Origin of the sequence: Halobacillus sp. SY10 (assembly GCF_045401165.1) — a bacterium.
GTDB lineage: Bacteria > Bacillota > Bacilli > Bacillales > Halobacillaceae > Halobacillus > Halobacillus aidingensis.
Genome location: NZ_CP174345.1, coordinates 3,880,056 through 3,896,638, shown reverse-complemented (window position 1 = coordinate 3,896,638; position 16,583 = coordinate 3,880,056). Strand labels below are relative to the sequence as shown.

General features: G+C 44.3%; 14 protein-coding genes. 10 read left to right on the top strand and 4 right to left on the bottom strand.

All coding sequences use genetic code 11. The annotated features are described in order from the left end of the window. The first annotated feature begins 105 nt into the window (after positions 1-105). The 9 genes from ribD to ACJA3J_RS19645 all read left to right on the top strand — a co-directional run bounded on the left by ribD (position 106) and on the right by ACJA3J_RS19645 (position 9,233). Positions 106-1,182, top strand: coding sequence for a bifunctional diaminohydroxyphosphoribosylaminopyrimidine deaminase/5-amino-6-(5-phosphoribosylamino)uracil reductase RibD (gene ribD, locus ACJA3J_RS19685; protein WP_406946335.1), 1,077 nt, complete (start codon positions 106-108; stop codon positions 1,180-1,182). Next, positions 1,182-1,832, top strand: a complete 651-nt coding sequence (gene ribE / locus ACJA3J_RS19680) for a riboflavin synthase (protein ID WP_089653602.1) — start codon at positions 1,182-1,184, stop codon at positions 1,830-1,832. The genes ribD and ribE (ACJA3J_RS19680) overlap by 1 nt, the downstream gene beginning before the upstream one ends. Positions 1,833-1,844: 12 nt before the next feature. Then, on the top strand, positions 1,845-3,038 hold the full coding sequence (locus tag ACJA3J_RS19675) for a bifunctional 3,4-dihydroxy-2-butanone-4-phosphate synthase/GTP cyclohydrolase II (RefSeq protein WP_089653599.1): 1,194 nt from the start codon (positions 1,845-1,847) through the stop codon (positions 3,036-3,038). Positions 3,039-3,054: 16 nt separating this feature from the next. Next, positions 3,055-3,522 (top strand): 6,7-dimethyl-8-ribityllumazine synthase, encoded by a 468-nt coding sequence (gene ribE / locus ACJA3J_RS19670; protein ID WP_089653596.1) that lies wholly within the window; start codon positions 3,055-3,057, stop codon positions 3,520-3,522. A gap of 188 nt (positions 3,523-3,710) precedes the next feature. Continuing rightward, on the top strand, positions 3,711-5,135 hold the full coding sequence (locus ACJA3J_RS19665) for a cryptochrome/photolyase family protein (RefSeq protein ID WP_406945066.1): 1,425 nt from the start codon (positions 3,711-3,713) through the stop codon (positions 5,133-5,135). Between the two features lie 74 nt (positions 5,136-5,209). After that, the gene (locus ACJA3J_RS19660) at positions 5,210-6,451 is read left to right on the top strand and encodes an aminopeptidase (protein ID WP_089653591.1); all 1,242 of its coding nucleotides are present in this window, start codon (positions 5,210-5,212) and stop codon (positions 6,449-6,451) included. A 170-nt stretch (positions 6,452-6,621) separates the two neighbouring features. Next, a complete protein-coding gene (locus ACJA3J_RS19655; protein WP_089653589.1) occupies positions 6,622-7,638 on the top strand; it encodes an acyltransferase family protein in 1,017 nt (338 codons plus the stop codon). 59 nt (positions 7,639-7,697) lie between these two features. Continuing rightward, positions 7,698-8,519, top strand: coding sequence for a GNAT family N-acetyltransferase (locus tag ACJA3J_RS19650; RefSeq protein ID WP_089653586.1), 822 nt, complete (start codon positions 7,698-7,700; stop codon positions 8,517-8,519). 48 nt (positions 8,520-8,567) lie between these two features. Continuing rightward, positions 8,568-9,233: a type 1 glutamine amidotransferase domain-containing protein gene (locus ACJA3J_RS19645; RefSeq protein ID WP_406945065.1), complete on the top strand. Its 666-nt coding sequence runs from the start codon at positions 8,568-8,570 to the stop codon at positions 9,231-9,233. A 650-nt stretch (positions 9,234-9,883) separates the two neighbouring features. Here the strand turns inward: ACJA3J_RS19645 and ACJA3J_RS19640 are convergent. Further along, positions 9,884-11,236, bottom strand: coding sequence for a YjiH family protein (locus ACJA3J_RS19640; RefSeq protein WP_406945064.1), 1,353 nt, complete (start codon positions 11,234-11,236; stop codon positions 9,884-9,886). Between the two features lie 196 nt (positions 11,237-11,432). On the opposite strand from ACJA3J_RS19640, the gene ACJA3J_RS19635 reads away from it, so the two are divergent. After that, positions 11,433-12,401: a YbgA family protein gene (locus ACJA3J_RS19635; RefSeq protein ID WP_406945063.1), complete on the top strand. Its 969-nt coding sequence runs from the start codon at positions 11,433-11,435 to the stop codon at positions 12,399-12,401. A 1-nt stretch (position 12,402) separates the two neighbouring features. Here the strand turns inward: ACJA3J_RS19635 and ACJA3J_RS19630 are convergent, their stop codons facing one another. From ACJA3J_RS19630 to ACJA3J_RS19620, 3 genes are all read right to left on the bottom strand, one after another. Continuing rightward, positions 12,403-13,269: a fructosamine kinase family protein gene (locus ACJA3J_RS19630; protein WP_406945062.1), complete on the bottom strand. Its 867-nt coding sequence runs from the start codon at positions 13,267-13,269 to the stop codon at positions 12,403-12,405. 15 nt (positions 13,270-13,284) lie between these two features. Continuing rightward, entirely contained in the window at positions 13,285-14,184 is a 900-nt protein-coding gene (locus ACJA3J_RS19625; protein ID WP_406945061.1) for a GNAT family N-acetyltransferase, read from the bottom strand. Between the two features lie 227 nt (positions 14,185-14,411). Further along, positions 14,412-16,529, bottom strand: coding sequence for a choice-of-anchor J domain-containing protein (locus tag ACJA3J_RS19620; RefSeq protein ID WP_406945060.1), 2,118 nt, complete (start codon positions 16,527-16,529; stop codon positions 14,412-14,414). Positions 16,530-16,583 lie beyond the last annotated feature (54 nt).

Here is a 16,583-nt window from a genome sequence, read left to right as displayed (position 1 = left end):
TTACGTTCAACGACCCTGGAGAAGTCTGTCTTCTTCAGGGTTTTTTTATTTTTTCTTAAGCATAGGGAAACGGTGGTGAAGGTCTTGGATCGAGATCAAAGATACATGAGAATTGCGATAGACATGGCGCGGGAAACGGTTGGGCAGACAAGTCCGAATCCTTCCGTCGCTGCCATTGTTGTTAAGCATAATCAGATCGTGGGAGTAGGCGTTCACGTCAAGGCAGGCGAACCTCATGCCGAAGTCCATGCCCTTCGTATGGCAGGAGAGAAGGCGAAGGGTGCAGAGATTTATGTCACGCTCGAACCGTGCAGTCACCATGGGCAGACCCCCCCATGTGCAGAAGCTGTCATCGAAGCTGGAATAAAAAGAGTGGTAGTTGCATCGAATGACCCCAATCCTAAAGTATCCGGCAGAGGAATTCGAATGATGAGAGAGCATGGTCTTGAGGTGAAGACAGAGGTGTTGAAAAAAGAAGCCGATGAGCTCAATACTCCTTTTTTTTACTTCATTCAAAAGAAAGAGCCCTATGTCCGTTTGAAGACGGCTATGAGCCTTGATGGGAAAATTGCAACCTCTACAGGTGAGAGTCAGTGGATTACAGGTGAAGAAGCACGCCTGGATGGTCACCATTATAGACACCGCTCAGATGCGATCTTAGTCGGAATCAACACGGTGCTGATGGATAACCCTAAATTGACGACACGAATAGAGGGGGAAGGCCACCACCCGATAAGGGTCGTGCTTGATACCCATCTCAGAATGCCGCCTTCCTCTCAATTGATCCAGGACGACTCGGCACCAACATGGATCTTCGTAGGGGATCATGTGAAGAAAGAAGCTATGGATACCTTTGAAAACTATCAACATGTCACCATCATCCCGCTTCATGGTGAACAAGTTTCCATAGAAGAAGTTCTCCGTTATTTAGGAGAACAAAAAGTCACTTCTTTGCTAGTTGAAGGAGGAGCGACGATTGCTGATGCGTTCGTACGCGCGGGGAAAGTCGATGAAACCGTGACGTATATGGCACCTAAGTTAATCGGTGGAAAAGAAGCCTTGACGCCTGTGGGCGGAAAAGGAATACAACAGCTAAAGAATGTAAGCTCCTTTGAAATCGTCTCGATTGAAAAAATAGGGGATGACATTAAAATTGTTTCCGTTAAAAAAGGAGAATCTTAATGTTTACTGGGATTGTTGAAGAAATAGGAACATTAAAGTCAGTGAAAAATAAAACAGAAGCACTCGAAGTGAACCTTTCAGCTAAAGAAATATTAACAGATGTCAAATTAGGCGACAGTATATCCGTCAATGGCGTGTGTTTGACTGTAACAAACTTTACGGGAGAAACCGTCTCTTTTGACGTCATGCCTGAAACTTACAGAGCTACGAACATTCATGAACTACAGCAGGGGGACCCGGTGAACTTAGAACGGGCGATGGCTGCAGGCGGGCGGTTCGGTGGCCATTTAGTATCCGGGCATATTGATGGAACCGGTAAAATCGTTTCAAAAAAGCCTGAATCCAATGCCGTTTATTATGAAATTGAACTACCTGAAGAACTTATCCAATATTTCGTTTATAAAGGTTCCATCGCTGTGGACGGCACTTCCCTGACTGTGTTTGGTGTCGATGACTCCAGAGTGACAATTTCACTTATTCCTCATACGATGGAGCACACGGTGCTCGGCGCAAAAGGACCTGGAGACAGTGTCAATATTGAGTGCGACATGATCGGGAAATACGTAGCTCATTTTTTGAGCGGACAAAATAAAGAAGAGCCGAAGTCGAGATTGTCCAAACAGTTTCTTTCCGACAACGGCTTTGCATAAGAGGGTGAAATGATGTTTGATTCAGTTGAAAAAGCGATTGAAGATTTAAAACAGGGGAAACTCGTCATTGTATGTGATGACGAAGATCGTGAAAATGAAGGAGATTTAATAGGGATTGCTGAGTATGCTTCCGCTGAAATGATCAATTTCATGATCAAGCATGGTCGAGGGCTTGTCTGCGCTCCCATTACGAACGACCTTGCACAGGACTTAGAACTTGTACCTATGGTCGATAACAATTCGGATCCCAATCAGACGGCCTTTACCGTAAGTATCGATCACAAGGATACAACGACGGGGATCTCTGCAGACGAAAGGGCATTGACGATTAAGGAAATGTTGAATCCGGAAACGACGGCTGCGGACTTTCAGAAACCTGGACATATCTTTCCTTTAATTGCGAAAGAAGGCGGCGTCCTGCGTCGAGCAGGGCATACAGAAGCGTCTGTAGATCTTGCTCAACTTGCTGGAGCACGTCCGGCTGGTGTCATTTGTGAAATCATCAAAGACGATGGAACGATGGCGCGTGTGCCTGACCTTAGGAAAATGGCGGATGAGTTTGATCTTCCAATGATCACGATTGCAGACCTTATCCAATACCGTCATAAAAAAGAGAACCATGTCAAACGCGAAGTGGAAGTGAAAATGCCCACCGAATACGGTGATTTCCGTGCGATCGGTTTTTCCAACGATATTGATTTCAAAGATCATATCGCGCTGGTCAAAGGGGAAATCAACCCGGATGAACCGATGCTTGTCCGTGTCCACTCTGAATGTTTGACAGGAGATGTGTTCGGTTCTTACCGATGTGACTGTGGTCCGCAGCTCCATAATGCGCTGAGACAAATCTCTGAGAACGGAAGCGGCGTCCTTTTGTATATGAGACAGGAAGGTCGTGGCATCGGACTCATGAACAAACTTCAAGCATACAAACTTCAGGAAGAAGGTTTAGATACGGTAGAAGCGAATGAAAAGCTGGGCTTCGGTCCTGATTTAAGAGATTACGGAGTAGGAGCACAAATTCTCAAAGATCTCGGAATTACAAAGCTTCGTCTTCTCACAAACAATCCGAAAAAGATCTCCGGTCTAGGAGGTTTTGGATTGGAAGTCGTGGATCGCGTTCCAATCCAAATGGAATCCAGAGAAGAAAATGAAAGATATTTAAAAACAAAGCAATCGAAAATGGGACACTTATTTCACTACTAGAAGGGATGAATAAAACATGGTAAAAACGCTAGAAGGTAATCTCGTAGGCACAGGATTAAAAGTTGGGATCGTTGTAGGTCGTTTCAACGATTTCATTACAGGAAAGTTATATGAAGGGGCAGTTGATGCTTTCAAGCGTCATGGTATTGAATTGAATGACGTTGAAGTTGCTTATGTACCAGGAGCTTTCGAAATACCACTGGTGGCGAGCAAAATGGCGAACTCAGGAAAATACGATGCTGTCGTTACACTTGGAGCGGTGATTCGCGGCTCTACCCCACACTTCGATTATGTATGTAATGAAGCGGCCAAAGGTGTATCGCAGGCCTCACAACAAAGTGGCATTCCGGTCATCTTCGGAGTCATCACGACAGACACCATCGAGCAAGCGATTGAGCGCGCGGGTACGAAGGCAGGGAACAAGGGCTGGGAAGCAGCTACTGCAGCCATCGAAATGGCAACCCTACTCAAAAACTTCGAATAAATGAGGAGGAGCTGACCAGGATGCTGGTCAGCTCTTTTTTGAGCGAAGGGGGATCCGATTTAAGGATGCCTTTCGCTGATAAAAGAGCATAAGACTTCACGGGAAATTGTCCACATGTGGATAAGTGGTTATCGGTAGTTTATATCCACAAGTAAAAAGGAAGGGTAAGGAATGAAGGAGGGGGAAAGATGACAAGGAGAGCTGTATGGTTTAGGAGAGATTTAAGGTTGAATGACCACACCGCTTTAGCCAAAGCGTTGGAACATACAAAAGACGACGATCAAATCGTGCTGTTTTTTCATATCCATCCATCATTGAATGAATCATTTACATCGAGACATGATTATTTTTTCCAAACTTTAAAGAGTCACGTAGACAGGGCAGAGGAATTGAAGGCTCCTATCCATTTCATTCATGGAGAGACGGAAGAAGCGTTCCGCCATCTTATCGACGATTTGAATGTGGAGATGGTTTATTTTAATAGAGATGAAGTCGGATTTGGAAAAGAGCGCGATGAATCGATGACCGAATACTTAAGTGATCATGAAGTGGAAGTCTATTCTTACATCGATCATCATCTTCACGGGGCCGATGAAGTGAAGAAAAACGATGGAGGGTTCTACAAAGTTTTTTCCCCATATCTTAAAAAATGGAAGCAGCTTCAGATGCCGGCCATTCAACGGGTGGATCTCGATAAATTATCACTTGTAGCCATTGATGAGCGGGAGGCATTTTCTAATGGCCAGAAAGCATATGATGATTTGATCAAAAAAACAGGTGAAGCGTATGAACGCGTCGGAGAGAAAGATGCGTTAAAACGACTGGAACATTTTCTGGATGAGGACATTTACGACTATGATGAGCGTAGAGATTTTCCTGCCATCGATGGGACGAGTCTGATGTCTCGTTTTCTACGTACAGGGGCGATATCCATCAGAACCATCTATCACAAAATAGAAGAGGAAGTCGATTTTAGGAAAAACACGTCCGGGGTGGATACGTACATCTCGGAGCTTGCCTGGCGGGATTTTTACAACATGATTTACCATTACTTTCCTGATGCTAATTCTACAGAAATGGTGGAAAAATACAGAGGGATTCCGTGGAACAATGATGATGAATTGCTTGAAAAATGGAAAGAGGGTCAGACAGGATTTCCGCTTATCGATGCAGCCATGCGTCAATTGAACGAAACAGGATGGATGCATAATCGCCTGCGCATGGCGGTCGCTTCATTTTTAACGAAAGACCTGCTTATGGATTGGCGGGAAGGGGAACGATACTTTTCAGAACGGCTCGTGGATTATGATCCCGCTTCAAATATTGGGGGATGGCAATGGGCTGCCTCTACGGGCACCGATCCTGTCCCGTACTTCCGGGTTTTCAACCCGACGCGGCAGTCCGAGCGTTTCGACCCCCATGGTCGTTTTATAAAAGAATGGCTTCCTGAACTTGAAAACGTGAAAAAGAAACACATACATGAACCATCTAAAATGACAGAAGAAGAGCAGCAGGAAGCGGGATGTATCATCGGAGAAGACTATCCAGAACCGATCGTCGACCATAAAACGATGAGAGAACGAGCAATTGAAATGTTCAAAGATAAATCATGAAGACGTTCGTTCTAGGAAACAAGACCAGGATATGAAATAATAGACAGATAATGAAGAAGTTGGAGGGTTAGACATTGAGTAAACATCAGAAACAATTAGAAAAGTATGCAGATCTTGCTTTAAAAAAAGGTGTGAATCTCCAAAGAGGACAAGGATTAATCATCAATGCTCCCATTGAAGCGGCTGAGCTCGTCCGCACCATCTCAGCTAAAGCTTATGGCAGAGGAGCGAAGAATGTCCACTTGGAATGGAATGATGAAGTTCTCAGTTTCATGAAAATGAAGAACGCTCCTATGGAAGTGCTTGAGAATTTCCCTAAGTGGAAAGCAGAAGGCCTGGAAGAGATGGTCAAGGATGGGTATGCGCTTTTATCCATTTATGGCCCGAATCCTGATTTATTCAAGGGCATCGATTCGGAGCGGATTGCGAAGGCGAATAAAGCAAGTGGAGAAGCTCTCACGAAGTATAGAGACTATATTATGAACGATAAAACCACATGGTCGATCATTGCCTACCCGCAGGAAGCATGGGCTCAAAAAGTATTTCCAGATCATTCGCCTGAAGAAGCGCAGGATAAATTATGGGAACAAATTTTCCATATCACTCGCATCGATCAGGAAGATCCGATCAAAGCATGGGAAGATCATAACGAAAAGCTTCGGCAGGCTCGAGAATACTTGAATCAGAAACAATACAAAAAGCTTCACTATAAGGCACCAGGCACAGAGTTGTCGATCGAACTCGTCCAGAACCACATTTGGCATGGTGGTTCAACGACTTCAGAGAAAGGGACGGAATTCAATCCGAACATTCCGACCGAAGAAGTGTTCACAATGCCTCACAAAACAGGGGTCCAAGGAAAAGTCACAAGTACGAAACCTCTCAATTATGGAGGGAACCTGATTGAAAACTTCACACTGACGTTTGAAAATGGAAAAGTCGTTGACTATCAAGCTGAATCTGGAGAAGAGACTTTAAAACATCTGCTTGAAAGTGATGATGGAGCCAAACGTCTTGGAGAGGTTGCTCTTGTTCCGAATGAATCTCCAATTTCTAAGTCAGGGCACATTTTTTACAACACGCTTTATGATGAAAATGCTTCCTGTCATCTGGCTTTAGGAAAAGCTTACCCGACCAATATCCGTGGGGGATCTTCCTTTAATAAAGAACAGATGGAGTCCCATGGGGTCAATGACAGCTTGATTCATGAAGATTTTATGATGGGTTCCAAGGAGTTGGACATTGACGGTGAAACAAAAGAAGGGGAATTTGAAGCGATCTTCCGTAAAGGTTCATGGGCCATCGACTTTAAATGATTGTAGTGAGGCATCCGTAGAGGGTGTCTCTTTTTCAGCCATAACAATTCATAACAAAAGATAACAATTGGTTTACATATGGTTTAAAAATGAATAAAAGTGCCTTAAAAAGCACAGGAATGTGGTAAACATGAGGTAGAGGTTTAATCGATAATGAAGGGTGAGACAACATGAAACGTGATGCCTTTTTTGATAATGCCAAGCTCGTACTGATTTTTCTCGTCGTCTTTGGTCACATCATTCAGCCGTTTACAGACGGATCAAGGCCGATGTACACATTATATACTTGGATTTATACGTTCCACATGCCTGCATTCATCTTTCTTGCTGGGTTCTTTGCGAAAGGATCAGGGGAAAAAGACTACATCTTACAATTAGCTAAAAAATTGATCTTGCCTTATCTCATTTTTCAACTCGTTTATACGGGATACTATTTCTTCATCGGAAAAGGAGCGACCTTAAGCGGGATCTTCTATCCACACTGGTCTCTATGGTTTCTGTTCAGTTTGTTCTGCTGGCATATCCTGCTTTATTGGTTCAAAAAGATTCCTCCATTCCTTGGAGTGGCCATAGCCGTGCAAATCGGGGTGCTCGTCGGGTACTTCAGTGACATCGGGCATCATTTCAGTTTGTCCCGGACGTTCGTTTTCTTCCCATTTTTCCTTGTGGGTTATTGGTTGACGAAAGAACATGTACACAAATGGAGAACACGTCGGGTGAAAGAAGCAAGCCTTGTCGTGATGGCGATCGTTGCCTCCGTCATCGCTCTATTTCCAGAATTCAGCTCAGGCTGGCTGCTCGGATCTAAATCGTATGAGGTGCTTGGGAGCCCTGAAATGGGAGGCGTGTTCCGTCTAGGTGTTTATGTGCTTGCAGCCGTTATGACTATTAGTGTTTTTGCATGGGTTCCGAATACCCAATACCGGTTAACATACCTTGGTGGAAGGACATTATATGTTTACTTGCTGCATGGGTTCTTCATCCAGTTTTTCCGCCAGGCCGATTGGTTCAAAGTCGACCACGTGTTTGATGTCTTAGGTCTTGCTATCGTAGCTGCGGCGATTGTGTATGTGTTATCGAGCGGAATCATCCGCACGTTGACGCAGCCATTTATAGAGGGGCGCATACAGCTCTTGAAAAAATGGTGGCACCGGGTCAATCATAAAGATTCTTCCTTTCAGTCTTAAGAAGGGATTCTCTCCTCTATAGAGAATGTTTAAGTAGAAATAATAGGAGGGGAAGCCTTATGGAAATCATCTCTATGAAGAATTGTTCGTTTGAAGATGCTCTTACATCATGGAATGAGGGGTTTCAAGATTACTCGGTCCAAATTCAAATGGAGTTGGATGGATTTTTAAAAATGATGAGCTCTAAACGATTGTCTCCGGCTTATTCATTTATCGTGTACGATAGGGAAAAGCCTGTAGGGATCGTTTTGAATGGCATCCAAGAAATCGACGGAATAAAAACGGCATACAACGGAGGGACAGCTGTACACCCTTCGTATCGTAAAAGAGGAGTGGGGCGCTTGCTGGTTCACTCCTCTTTATCTATGTATGAAAAAGAAAACGCCTCTGTAGCTACATTAGAAGCGCTATCAGAAAACCAATCCGCTATTGCTTTATACGAAGCGTATGGATATCAGATCGTGGATCATTTACATATTATGAGATCCACACCTGGAGGCAACAGAGGAGAACGCCTGAACCGTTTAGAATCCATGGATGAACGTGAATGGAAGGAGCAAATGTCCAAAGGGGGATACCCGTGGCAGAATCAACCTTTCTCCATCGAAAAGGGGGAATTTTTCAAAGTCACGGATGGTGAAGCAACCTTCGGGGGCTTGGTCTTCACTCGGAATGATAAGGGGCGGATCACATTATTTCAGCTACAGTCTGAAAACAAGGGGAGGCAATGTCTGAAAACCCTTCGTTCAAGTTGTCCGAATGCCATCATCACTGCTTTCAATATACCTGAAATAAGCCCAGCCTATGAAGCATTGAAGCAAGAAGGGTTCGAAACTCAATTGCAGCAGGTTTGGATGAAGAAAGTATTGGGATTGAAATGACTTCATTTGTAAATAATAGGAGGGATATGTACAAGGAGGTTGCTGATCATGGATCAAAAGATATTAATGATTGTGACGAATGCGGACCAATTGGACGGAAAACATGAAACAGGATTGTGGCTTCAAGAATTTGTCGAGCCTGCAACCGAATTCCAGGAAGCAGGTTATGAAGTCATAGCAGCAAGTCCCGAAGGAGGTCGTCCTCCCATCGACCCGAACAGCTATAGCAATAGACTGCCAAAGGTTTGGGACGGGGTCATGGAACCAATAAATAAAACGGTCCCCCTAGCCGAAGTAGACCCAACAGAATTTGCAGGGATTTTTCTTTGCGGAGGACACGGAACGATGGTCGACTTCCCGGAAAATGATGAACTGGAAGAATTACTCCGACACTTTTTAACAGAAGGAAAAGTCATAGGTGCTGTATGTCATGGGCCTGCTGGTTTTGTAGGAGTAGAAGACCATAATGGCCGCCCCCTCGTAGAAGGTAAGAAAATCACCGGCTTTACGAATGAAGAAGAAAAAGATACCGGACTCGATTCCATCGTTCCTTTTATGCTCGAAGATCGGTTGAAGGATGCGGGGGCAGAGTTTGATCCTGGTGAGGCCTACTCTGATCACGTCATCAGCGACGATCCCTTCGTCACCGGACAAAACCCACAGTCCAGCCTGTCAACCGCACAAAAAATGCTCGAACTCCTAAAAAACCGCTAAGCCCCCCAAAGCTTAGCGGTTTTTCCATATAAGCTCCCGTTTGTGAAAAACTCAGTTTCGAGATAATCCGGGGTTCGTTTGCCGTATTTGGAGGCAGGGGTGGTCGGGAAGCCACTCGCTTTCCTGTGGGGGAGTGGCGAGCTTCCTCGGGCTACCGCCCTGTGGGATCTCGCCTATCTCCTTTCTCCCACGGGAGTCTCGCAACTTCCCAACCACCCCATTCGATGTATGTGAGAAACGAACCCCTTTACCAAGTTGGATTGTCTTCCACCATCCCACTTTTAGAAGTATAAAGCGCTCTACATCAAGCTTTCATGCTCGAAATGATCACTGGGAATCGTTTATATTATCCCATTGACTTGCATACAAGCAGAGTTTCTGAGAGGTGGTTTCGAGACACTCACAAGGTAAAGGGCGGAGGGGAATGGGGAGACTCCTGCGGGAAAAAAGTGCATGGTGAGACCCCGCAGGACGCAGTCCGAGGAGGCTCACCGCGCTCCCGCGGAAAGCGAGCCATTCCCCGCAGCCCCATCCACTTACACAAAAGTCTCGAAACTGAGTCTTCCACAATCCTGCCATTTACTACAATAAGGGATGGGGATTTGATTGGATATAAAAAGCACTTCCTCGTTGGAGGAAGTGCTTTTGCTTTAGAACAATAGATGAGCGATTAGCGTAATGATCGGCAACGTGATGATTGTCCTTAGAAGGAAGATGATGAAAAGGTCTTTGATATTGACTGGAACTTTAGACCCTAGCAATAGACCACCGACTTCAGACATATAAATCAACTGAGTTACAGATAGAGATGCAATGATAAAACGGGTCATTTCACTTTCGATAGAGGATCCGATAATCGCAGGAAGGAACATGTCCGCGAAACCAACAAGGATGGTTTCAGATGCTTCCTGTGCATAAGGCACCTGCATCAGTTCAAGAAGTGGAATGAACGGCATGCCGATCCATGTGAAAAATGGAGTGAATTCGGCAATGACGAGTGCAATGGTACCCAGCGCCATAACGATTGGAGCTACACCCATCCACATATCCAGGATGTTCTGGGTTCCCTGCTTTAGGAAGTTCCCGATTCCGCTAGCTTTGCTGCCTCGTTCGACGGCTTTTGTATAGCCGTAGGTAATCAAGTTGTGGTGTTCTGGCACTTCTTCTTTTTGATCGCTTGGTTCTTCCGTTACATACGTATCTGCTTTTCTAGAAAGAGGGGGGATTCTCGGCATGATCAAAGCGGCAATGAAGCCTGCAATCGCTACGGTTAAGTAAAACTGACCGAACATATCTCCAAGACCGACCTCTTGAATAACTACGAGGCTGAAGGTAATGGATACAACGGAAAAGGTTGTCCCGATAACAGCTGCTTCACGCTTTGTATAGTAACCCTCTTCGTATTGTTTACTTGTAAGAAGGACACCGATGGTTCCATCCCCTAACCAGGAGGCTAAGGAATCGATGGAAGAACGTCCCGGCAATCGGAAAAGGGGACGCATGATTTTTGTTAAGATGACTCCGAACAGTTCCAGAAGTCCGTAGTTCAAAAGCAATGGTAAAAACAAGCCTGCAAATAGAAAAACGGCAAAGAGAACATGGAGTAGGGAATCAAGAAGCAAGCCGCCTGTATTTGCACTTGTGATCGCTTCAGGTCCAATTTGGAAGTAAACCATGATGGCAAAAATCATACCTAAAAGGCGAGTAATCACCCATACCGGTGGAACATTAAATAAAGATTGGAAAAATGGTGAACCATTCAGAGCTTCTTTGCCAGCTGCTTTTGCTATGACCGTCCCAATGGCTGTAATCGAAATAATGATCGTCATGATCAAGGATAAATAGTCGGCAAGCCATGTCTCAACCCAACCGGCAAGAATTGCAATTGGAATGGTTACGGCCCCGTCATCTCCGAAGATCGGAAACATAAATAGGAATATTCCGATCAAGGATGGAATTATGAACTTTAAGTGTGATGATGCTTTGAAGTCTTTCGCTCTCATCCAAAATCTCTCCTGACGTTGTCTGATTTTTTTATTTATAAATACTTGAGAATAATTATGCAACACTATTTATTCTATTACGTTTTCGGTAAAAAACCAATAGGAAATTTGTAGATGATAGGCGGATTGTGTTTATGGAAGTAGAAATTGAGGAAAGTTTGCTAGTACTTGCATTTGTCAGAAAGGGGAGAAGGAAATGCGGCATTTCCCTACACCGAAAGTTGTTGTCAGCCGTTGTTTGGAATTTGCAGAAGTCCGCTATAATGGAGCCGTGATTCCAGATAAGGCTGTTCAGCGTATGCAGTCCCATGTGGAATTCATACCCGTTTGTCCAGAGGTTGAAATCGGGCTTGGAGTCCCACGGGAAGTCATTCGTATTGTGGATGGGGAAGAAGAACAACTCGTCCAACCAAAAACAGGGGAGAACCTTACGGACACTATGAAGGAGTTTTCTCAAGGGTTCCTTGATCACTTGACTGACGTGGATGGTTTCTTATTGAAAAACCGTTCTCCCACGTGCGGCATGCATGACGTAAAAGTTTATCATAGTGAAGGAAACTCTCAAGTGGTAGGAAAGACGTCAGGTTTTTTCGCAAAAGAAATCCTTGATCGCCATGGGGGTCTGGCCATAGAAGAAGAAGGCAGGTTGAAGAACTTCACTTTGAGGCATCATTTTTTAACGAAGTTGTTTACTTTAGCTGATTTCCGCGAGGTGAAGAAGATAGAAGGAATGAAAGGGTTGCAGCAATTCCATGCCCGTAACAAATACCTATTCATGGCTTATCATCCGGGTACGCTCAAGAAAATGGGACAAACGGTCGCGAATCATGATCACCTTGATTTTGAACAGGTCATGGAGAGCTATGAACCGTTGCTGCATAAACTCATGAGCAAGCCTGCAAAACCGAGTGCCCACGTGAACGTATGTCAGCATATTGCAGGATACTTCAAAAAGGATTTATCCAAAGAGGAGAAAGAAAGTTTCCAAAGCCTCCTGGAACAATATAAAGAAGAGAAACTCCCCTTGAGTGCTGTGTTGAGTGTGTTAAATTGCTGGGTTGCACGTTTTCAAAGTGAGTATCTTAAACAGCAGACCTACTTTGAACCCTATCCGCTTGAGTTGGTGGAAATATCGGATTCAGGAAAGGGGAGGGCCTACTCCTGAATCAACCGACATGGGTTTTCAATATCCGGTCCACCTGCGATCCATACATTTCCCCGAAGATATTAAGGTGGACAAGCAAATAGAAAAGCTGGTAGATGGGTTTGGTATCCTGATAATCATCGGGAAGCTCAAAATACGCGTTGTACTGATCTAAAAAGTTTGATGGGAATCCCCCAAACAGCTCGGTGAAGGCAAGTTCAAACGCATGGTCTCCGTACAGGATAGACGGATCGATTAAAACAGGTTCACCTTCACGGGAGACCATCCAATTCCCACCCCATAAATCGCCGTGTAGGAGAGAGGCTTTTGGTTTTTCTGGAATGAACTCCTCAATTCGGTCCATCAGTCTTTTCAACCGTTCTTCGCGATGGCCTGAAATTGTGCCTTTCGCTGTTCCGGTTTCCAGTTGTCCCCCTAACCGATAACGGCGGTAATACTCGGTCCAAGCTGTACACCACTCATTCGGTTGATTCAGCTCACCCACGAACGTCGGTTTTCCATATCCGTACTTCTCGGATGTATGCTGATGCATGTGAGCTAAGCTCTTTCCGAGGGAATGGGAAGCATCTGAAGAACCTTTTTCGATCCATTCCATGACAAGAGCTGCTTTTTCATCACCTTCAGGGCGGTCATAATGGTAAACGTCAGGCACACGTATGGCTGCCGTATCCTTGATCAGTCGTAATCCCTCGGCTTCTGCCTGGAAAAAGTGGCTCGCGACCTTTTCGTTGATTTTAATAAAATAAGGACGATGGTCCGTTTCTACATAAAACGATTGATTGATATCTCCTCCGCTGACAGGCTTGATGGAGTTTACGGTGGTGGTGTCGTTGACTTTTTCTAATGTCTCACGAATGAAAAGCTCCATGGGATCCCTCCTTAATTAATGGATGGTTGTGGAAAGCGGCGTTTCTGGTTTCATTTCTTTTTGATAGGCATAAATGGTGTGAATTTCTCTAAACCCGAATTGTTTATACAAGGCTTCTGCCTGTTGATTCTCTGTTCTGACTGAGAGAGTGACAACATCCAGTTCAAGGGCATAGAACGCATACTGCAACGCATGATGGATGAGCTCTGAACCGACACCACTGCTCCGGTGATCAGCGTCTACATTCACAAAGCAAATTTCTCCCTCATGGCCGGAGATGATGGTTTCGAAGTAAATGTACCCAATTAACTCTCCATTTTGCTGGTAGCCCCAAAGATAATTGCCCTCATCTCTGGATAGATACAGCATTTCCTTTGTCGTGTAATAAGCGGCTGAAGGATGGATGTCATCCAAAGCCTCATAATCTTCCTCACTCAGACCGACAATCGGCGTGTCTTTAGTCTCATTGGCTTCATAAGAGGATTTATGGACAGCTAACGTCCGTTCCACATTGTACATTTGAAACTGATGTCTCTCTGAAAAGGAAACGAGTGCTTCATTTGCAGCAAAACAGGCCACCTTCACGACATCAAAGTGCAACTGCGCCGTTAAAGAAGCTTTGTCCCATAAACATTCAATGACTTCCTCCTGATCCTTGATAGCGAAAGGCCCTAGCAGGCGGCATAGTTTCTGTTCGAAAAACGGGAGGATACCAAGGAAACCGATGATCTCGTCCCCTTCCCAGGCGACATAGGCAAGAGGTTCTTTGAACTGCGTCAACGTCCAAATCTGTTCGAAGATCTCATTTTGTTCAGAAGCCATCCAGGCCACATAATGGTGATCTTGTTCGTTCACTTTAAACAGCCATTCGGCAACGGTATGTAACTCTTTGACTTCCAATTCACGAACATGCATGAGCAACACTCCTTTGTATAGTAAATTTTCACACAGTTGGTATAGAAGGCGCAACTATTAGGAAAACGTGTGAGGGGGAATCTTTCATATGGAATAGAGAATCTCCCAAATTGCTTGAGTTTTCTATCCAATCCAGTTGGAAATCACTCAAAGGGAGAAGAGAATCAAATAAACTTTAAATCTAACCATAAAAAGAGCCCCCAATCATCCGATTGGGGAGAAGAAGTTTATTTATTCTTTTTTGGACCTTTTTCTTTGTATTCCACTTCATATTCGAATTCAACAGGGTTCAAGCTGTCCTGAGGAGCCGCATAGTAAGTCGTCATGTACGTCTTACCAGGGCGGAACACTTGTTGAAGCTCCAATGCATCCTCTTCTGTAATATTGAATGGATCGACCTCAACCACTTGGTACTTCCCATTGTTCTTCTCTTTAATGAACGTAACACCATAGTCTACATAATTTCCAAGGAGTTCCGCTTTGGACATGAACGGTTCTTTTGTACTTCCATCATAACTTAAACCGATTTCCGGAACTTCGATGTTATCAATGAACCAGCCCGCGTCGTTGTAACCCCAGTCCGTCAAGTAACGGAAAGAAATGTGGACTTCCTGTCCTGCATACTCAGAAAGGTCGAAGCTCTCAGACTGATAATCCTCAAAGTGTCCAGTAAAACCAGGGACATTTTCTTTGATTTTCGGATAACCTTCTTCAACGACATCAGAACGAGTATTTTCATTTTCAAGGGATGTCCATGTTTGTCCATCGTCTGTGGAAACTTGAACGACACCATAGTCCCAGCTCTCTTCAATGTCCACATAATGGTCGAAGTTCAATGTCGCATCCTCAACATCTGTTAAGTCCGCTTTAAAGATCAAATTGTTGTCCAATTCGTCTCCTTCGCCTGCCCAAAGAACTTCATTATCACTTCCTAAAGGATCAGTTAAGCTTTCCCAAGTGTTATCTTCAAAATCTACGCCATTAAACTTGAAGGATTCTACGTTTTCACCTGGTTCAAATTCGAACTCTTTAAAGTCTGTACCCCAGGCAGGGACACCTTCTTTTTCATAGTCTTTCGCTTTTTCGAAATTGACGGTTTTCCCGCGTGTTTCCCCATCCCCGACAGGAAGGTTGCGAAGATCAATGTTTTCAAAACCATATTTTCCGCCTTTGAATTTCGGATCATCAACAACTAAGGCTGTAGAGAAGTCCTGATATACCTCATTGAATGTCACGTTTAATCCAAAGTCTTTATAAGCTTGTTCGAAGCTTTCAATACTGTTCAGCTCATCTTTGGCTATATGACGAATGAATTCCTGTCCAAATCTTTCATAGTTATAAAGCGTAAACAATTGAACCAGACCATAGTCGGCAATCGTTTCAGGACCAGTTTCCGCATTGCGATGGTCATCCCAATTTGTCAACGAGTTTTCCGGGTGATCGAGCAGGAAGTTGATCGATCCAGAATCCAGTCCATAGCCGCCTAAGTATTCAGAGAAAGTCGACATTCCTTCATTTAACCAGGAAGTTTCGTCACCGTCGTTATCTGCGTGGATCAAGTGTTGCAACTCATGGATGGTTGTTCCAAAGAACGTGCTTTCCAGGCGTGTATCCCAGTCTCTTGAATCAATGGTGATGATGTTACGGTCCATATAATTTTCTAATGTCTGCCAGAAGAATCCAGCAACAAAGAATGGATAAGTTGGATCTGTATAATTGTCATCTTGCACGTTATCGACAAGGATGATGACCTTGTCTCCATCTCCCTGATAATAACCCTCAGGAACAATTCCCAAATCTTCAAGTTGAGCATTTGTTCCGTCCAATGTATCTGGAGAGCCAAAGAAATCAGTGGCTACAGGATACATGTTTTCATCGAATTCTTTCGCCATTATGTCTGCTTGCTCTGGTGTGACTACATGAGCCGGACGCTCATCCCCTTCAGGGAAAGATAGGTCATTGGCTACCCATACTTCCGCATGTTCTCCTACGCTTTGAAGAGTGAACTCTTTAAAAGCTAAATCCCGAGTGAGGAATTGTTTCGTTTCACCGGTGGCAGAAGTACTTGAAGCTTCTTCGTTTGATTCAGATTCGCTTCCTTCATCTCCATTAAAGTTTACTTTAGACGCATTATCCTTAATGGTTTGTTTCGCTTGGCGCTGGAAGCTTTCGCTTTCATCCAAGCGCTGCAATTGACCATCAATATCTATCTTTTCGCTATACCGTTCAACATTCCAATTTTCCTGTACTTTGCTTGCGCTTACTTCCGTCACCGCAGCTGGAGAAAGCAATGACAGGGTCAAAGCCCCTGCTGAAAGTAAAGCTGTTAGTTTCTTATTCTTCAAAATATGATCCCCCTAATGAAAAAAATGTAAAAACACCTAAGTATTATTATGTAG

Coding starts and splice junctions, on each gene's coding strand:
- ribD (WP_406946335.1), top strand. CDS start 106: ATGAGAATTGCGATAGACATGGCGCGGGAAACGGTTGGGCAGACAAGT.
- ribE (WP_089653602.1), top strand. CDS start 1,182: ATGTTTACTGGGATTGTTGAAGAAATAGGAACATTAAAGTCAGTGAAA.
- ACJA3J_RS19675 (WP_089653599.1), top strand. CDS start 1,845: ATGTTTGATTCAGTTGAAAAAGCGATTGAAGATTTAAAACAGGGGAAA.
- ribE (WP_089653596.1), top strand. CDS start 3,055: ATGGTAAAAACGCTAGAAGGTAATCTCGTAGGCACAGGATTAAAAGTT.
- ACJA3J_RS19665 (WP_406945066.1), top strand. CDS start 3,711: ATGACAAGGAGAGCTGTATGGTTTAGGAGAGATTTAAGGTTGAATGAC.
- ACJA3J_RS19655 (WP_089653589.1), top strand. CDS start 6,622: ATGAAACGTGATGCCTTTTTTGATAATGCCAAGCTCGTACTGATTTTT.
- ACJA3J_RS19650 (WP_089653586.1), top strand. CDS start 7,698: ATGGAAATCATCTCTATGAAGAATTGTTCGTTTGAAGATGCTCTTACA.
- ACJA3J_RS19645 (WP_406945065.1), top strand. CDS start 8,568: ATGGATCAAAAGATATTAATGATTGTGACGAATGCGGACCAATTGGAC.
- ACJA3J_RS19640 (WP_406945064.1), bottom strand. CDS start 11,236: ATGAGAGCGAAAGACTTCAAAGCATCATCACACTTAAAGTTCATAATT.
- ACJA3J_RS19635 (WP_406945063.1), top strand. CDS start 11,433: ATGCGGCATTTCCCTACACCGAAAGTTGTTGTCAGCCGTTGTTTGGAA.
- ACJA3J_RS19630 (WP_406945062.1), bottom strand. CDS start 13,269: ATGGAGCTTTTCATTCGTGAGACATTAGAAAAAGTCAACGACACCACC.
- ACJA3J_RS19625 (WP_406945061.1), bottom strand. CDS start 14,184: ATGCATGTTCGTGAATTGGAAGTCAAAGAGTTACATACCGTTGCCGAA.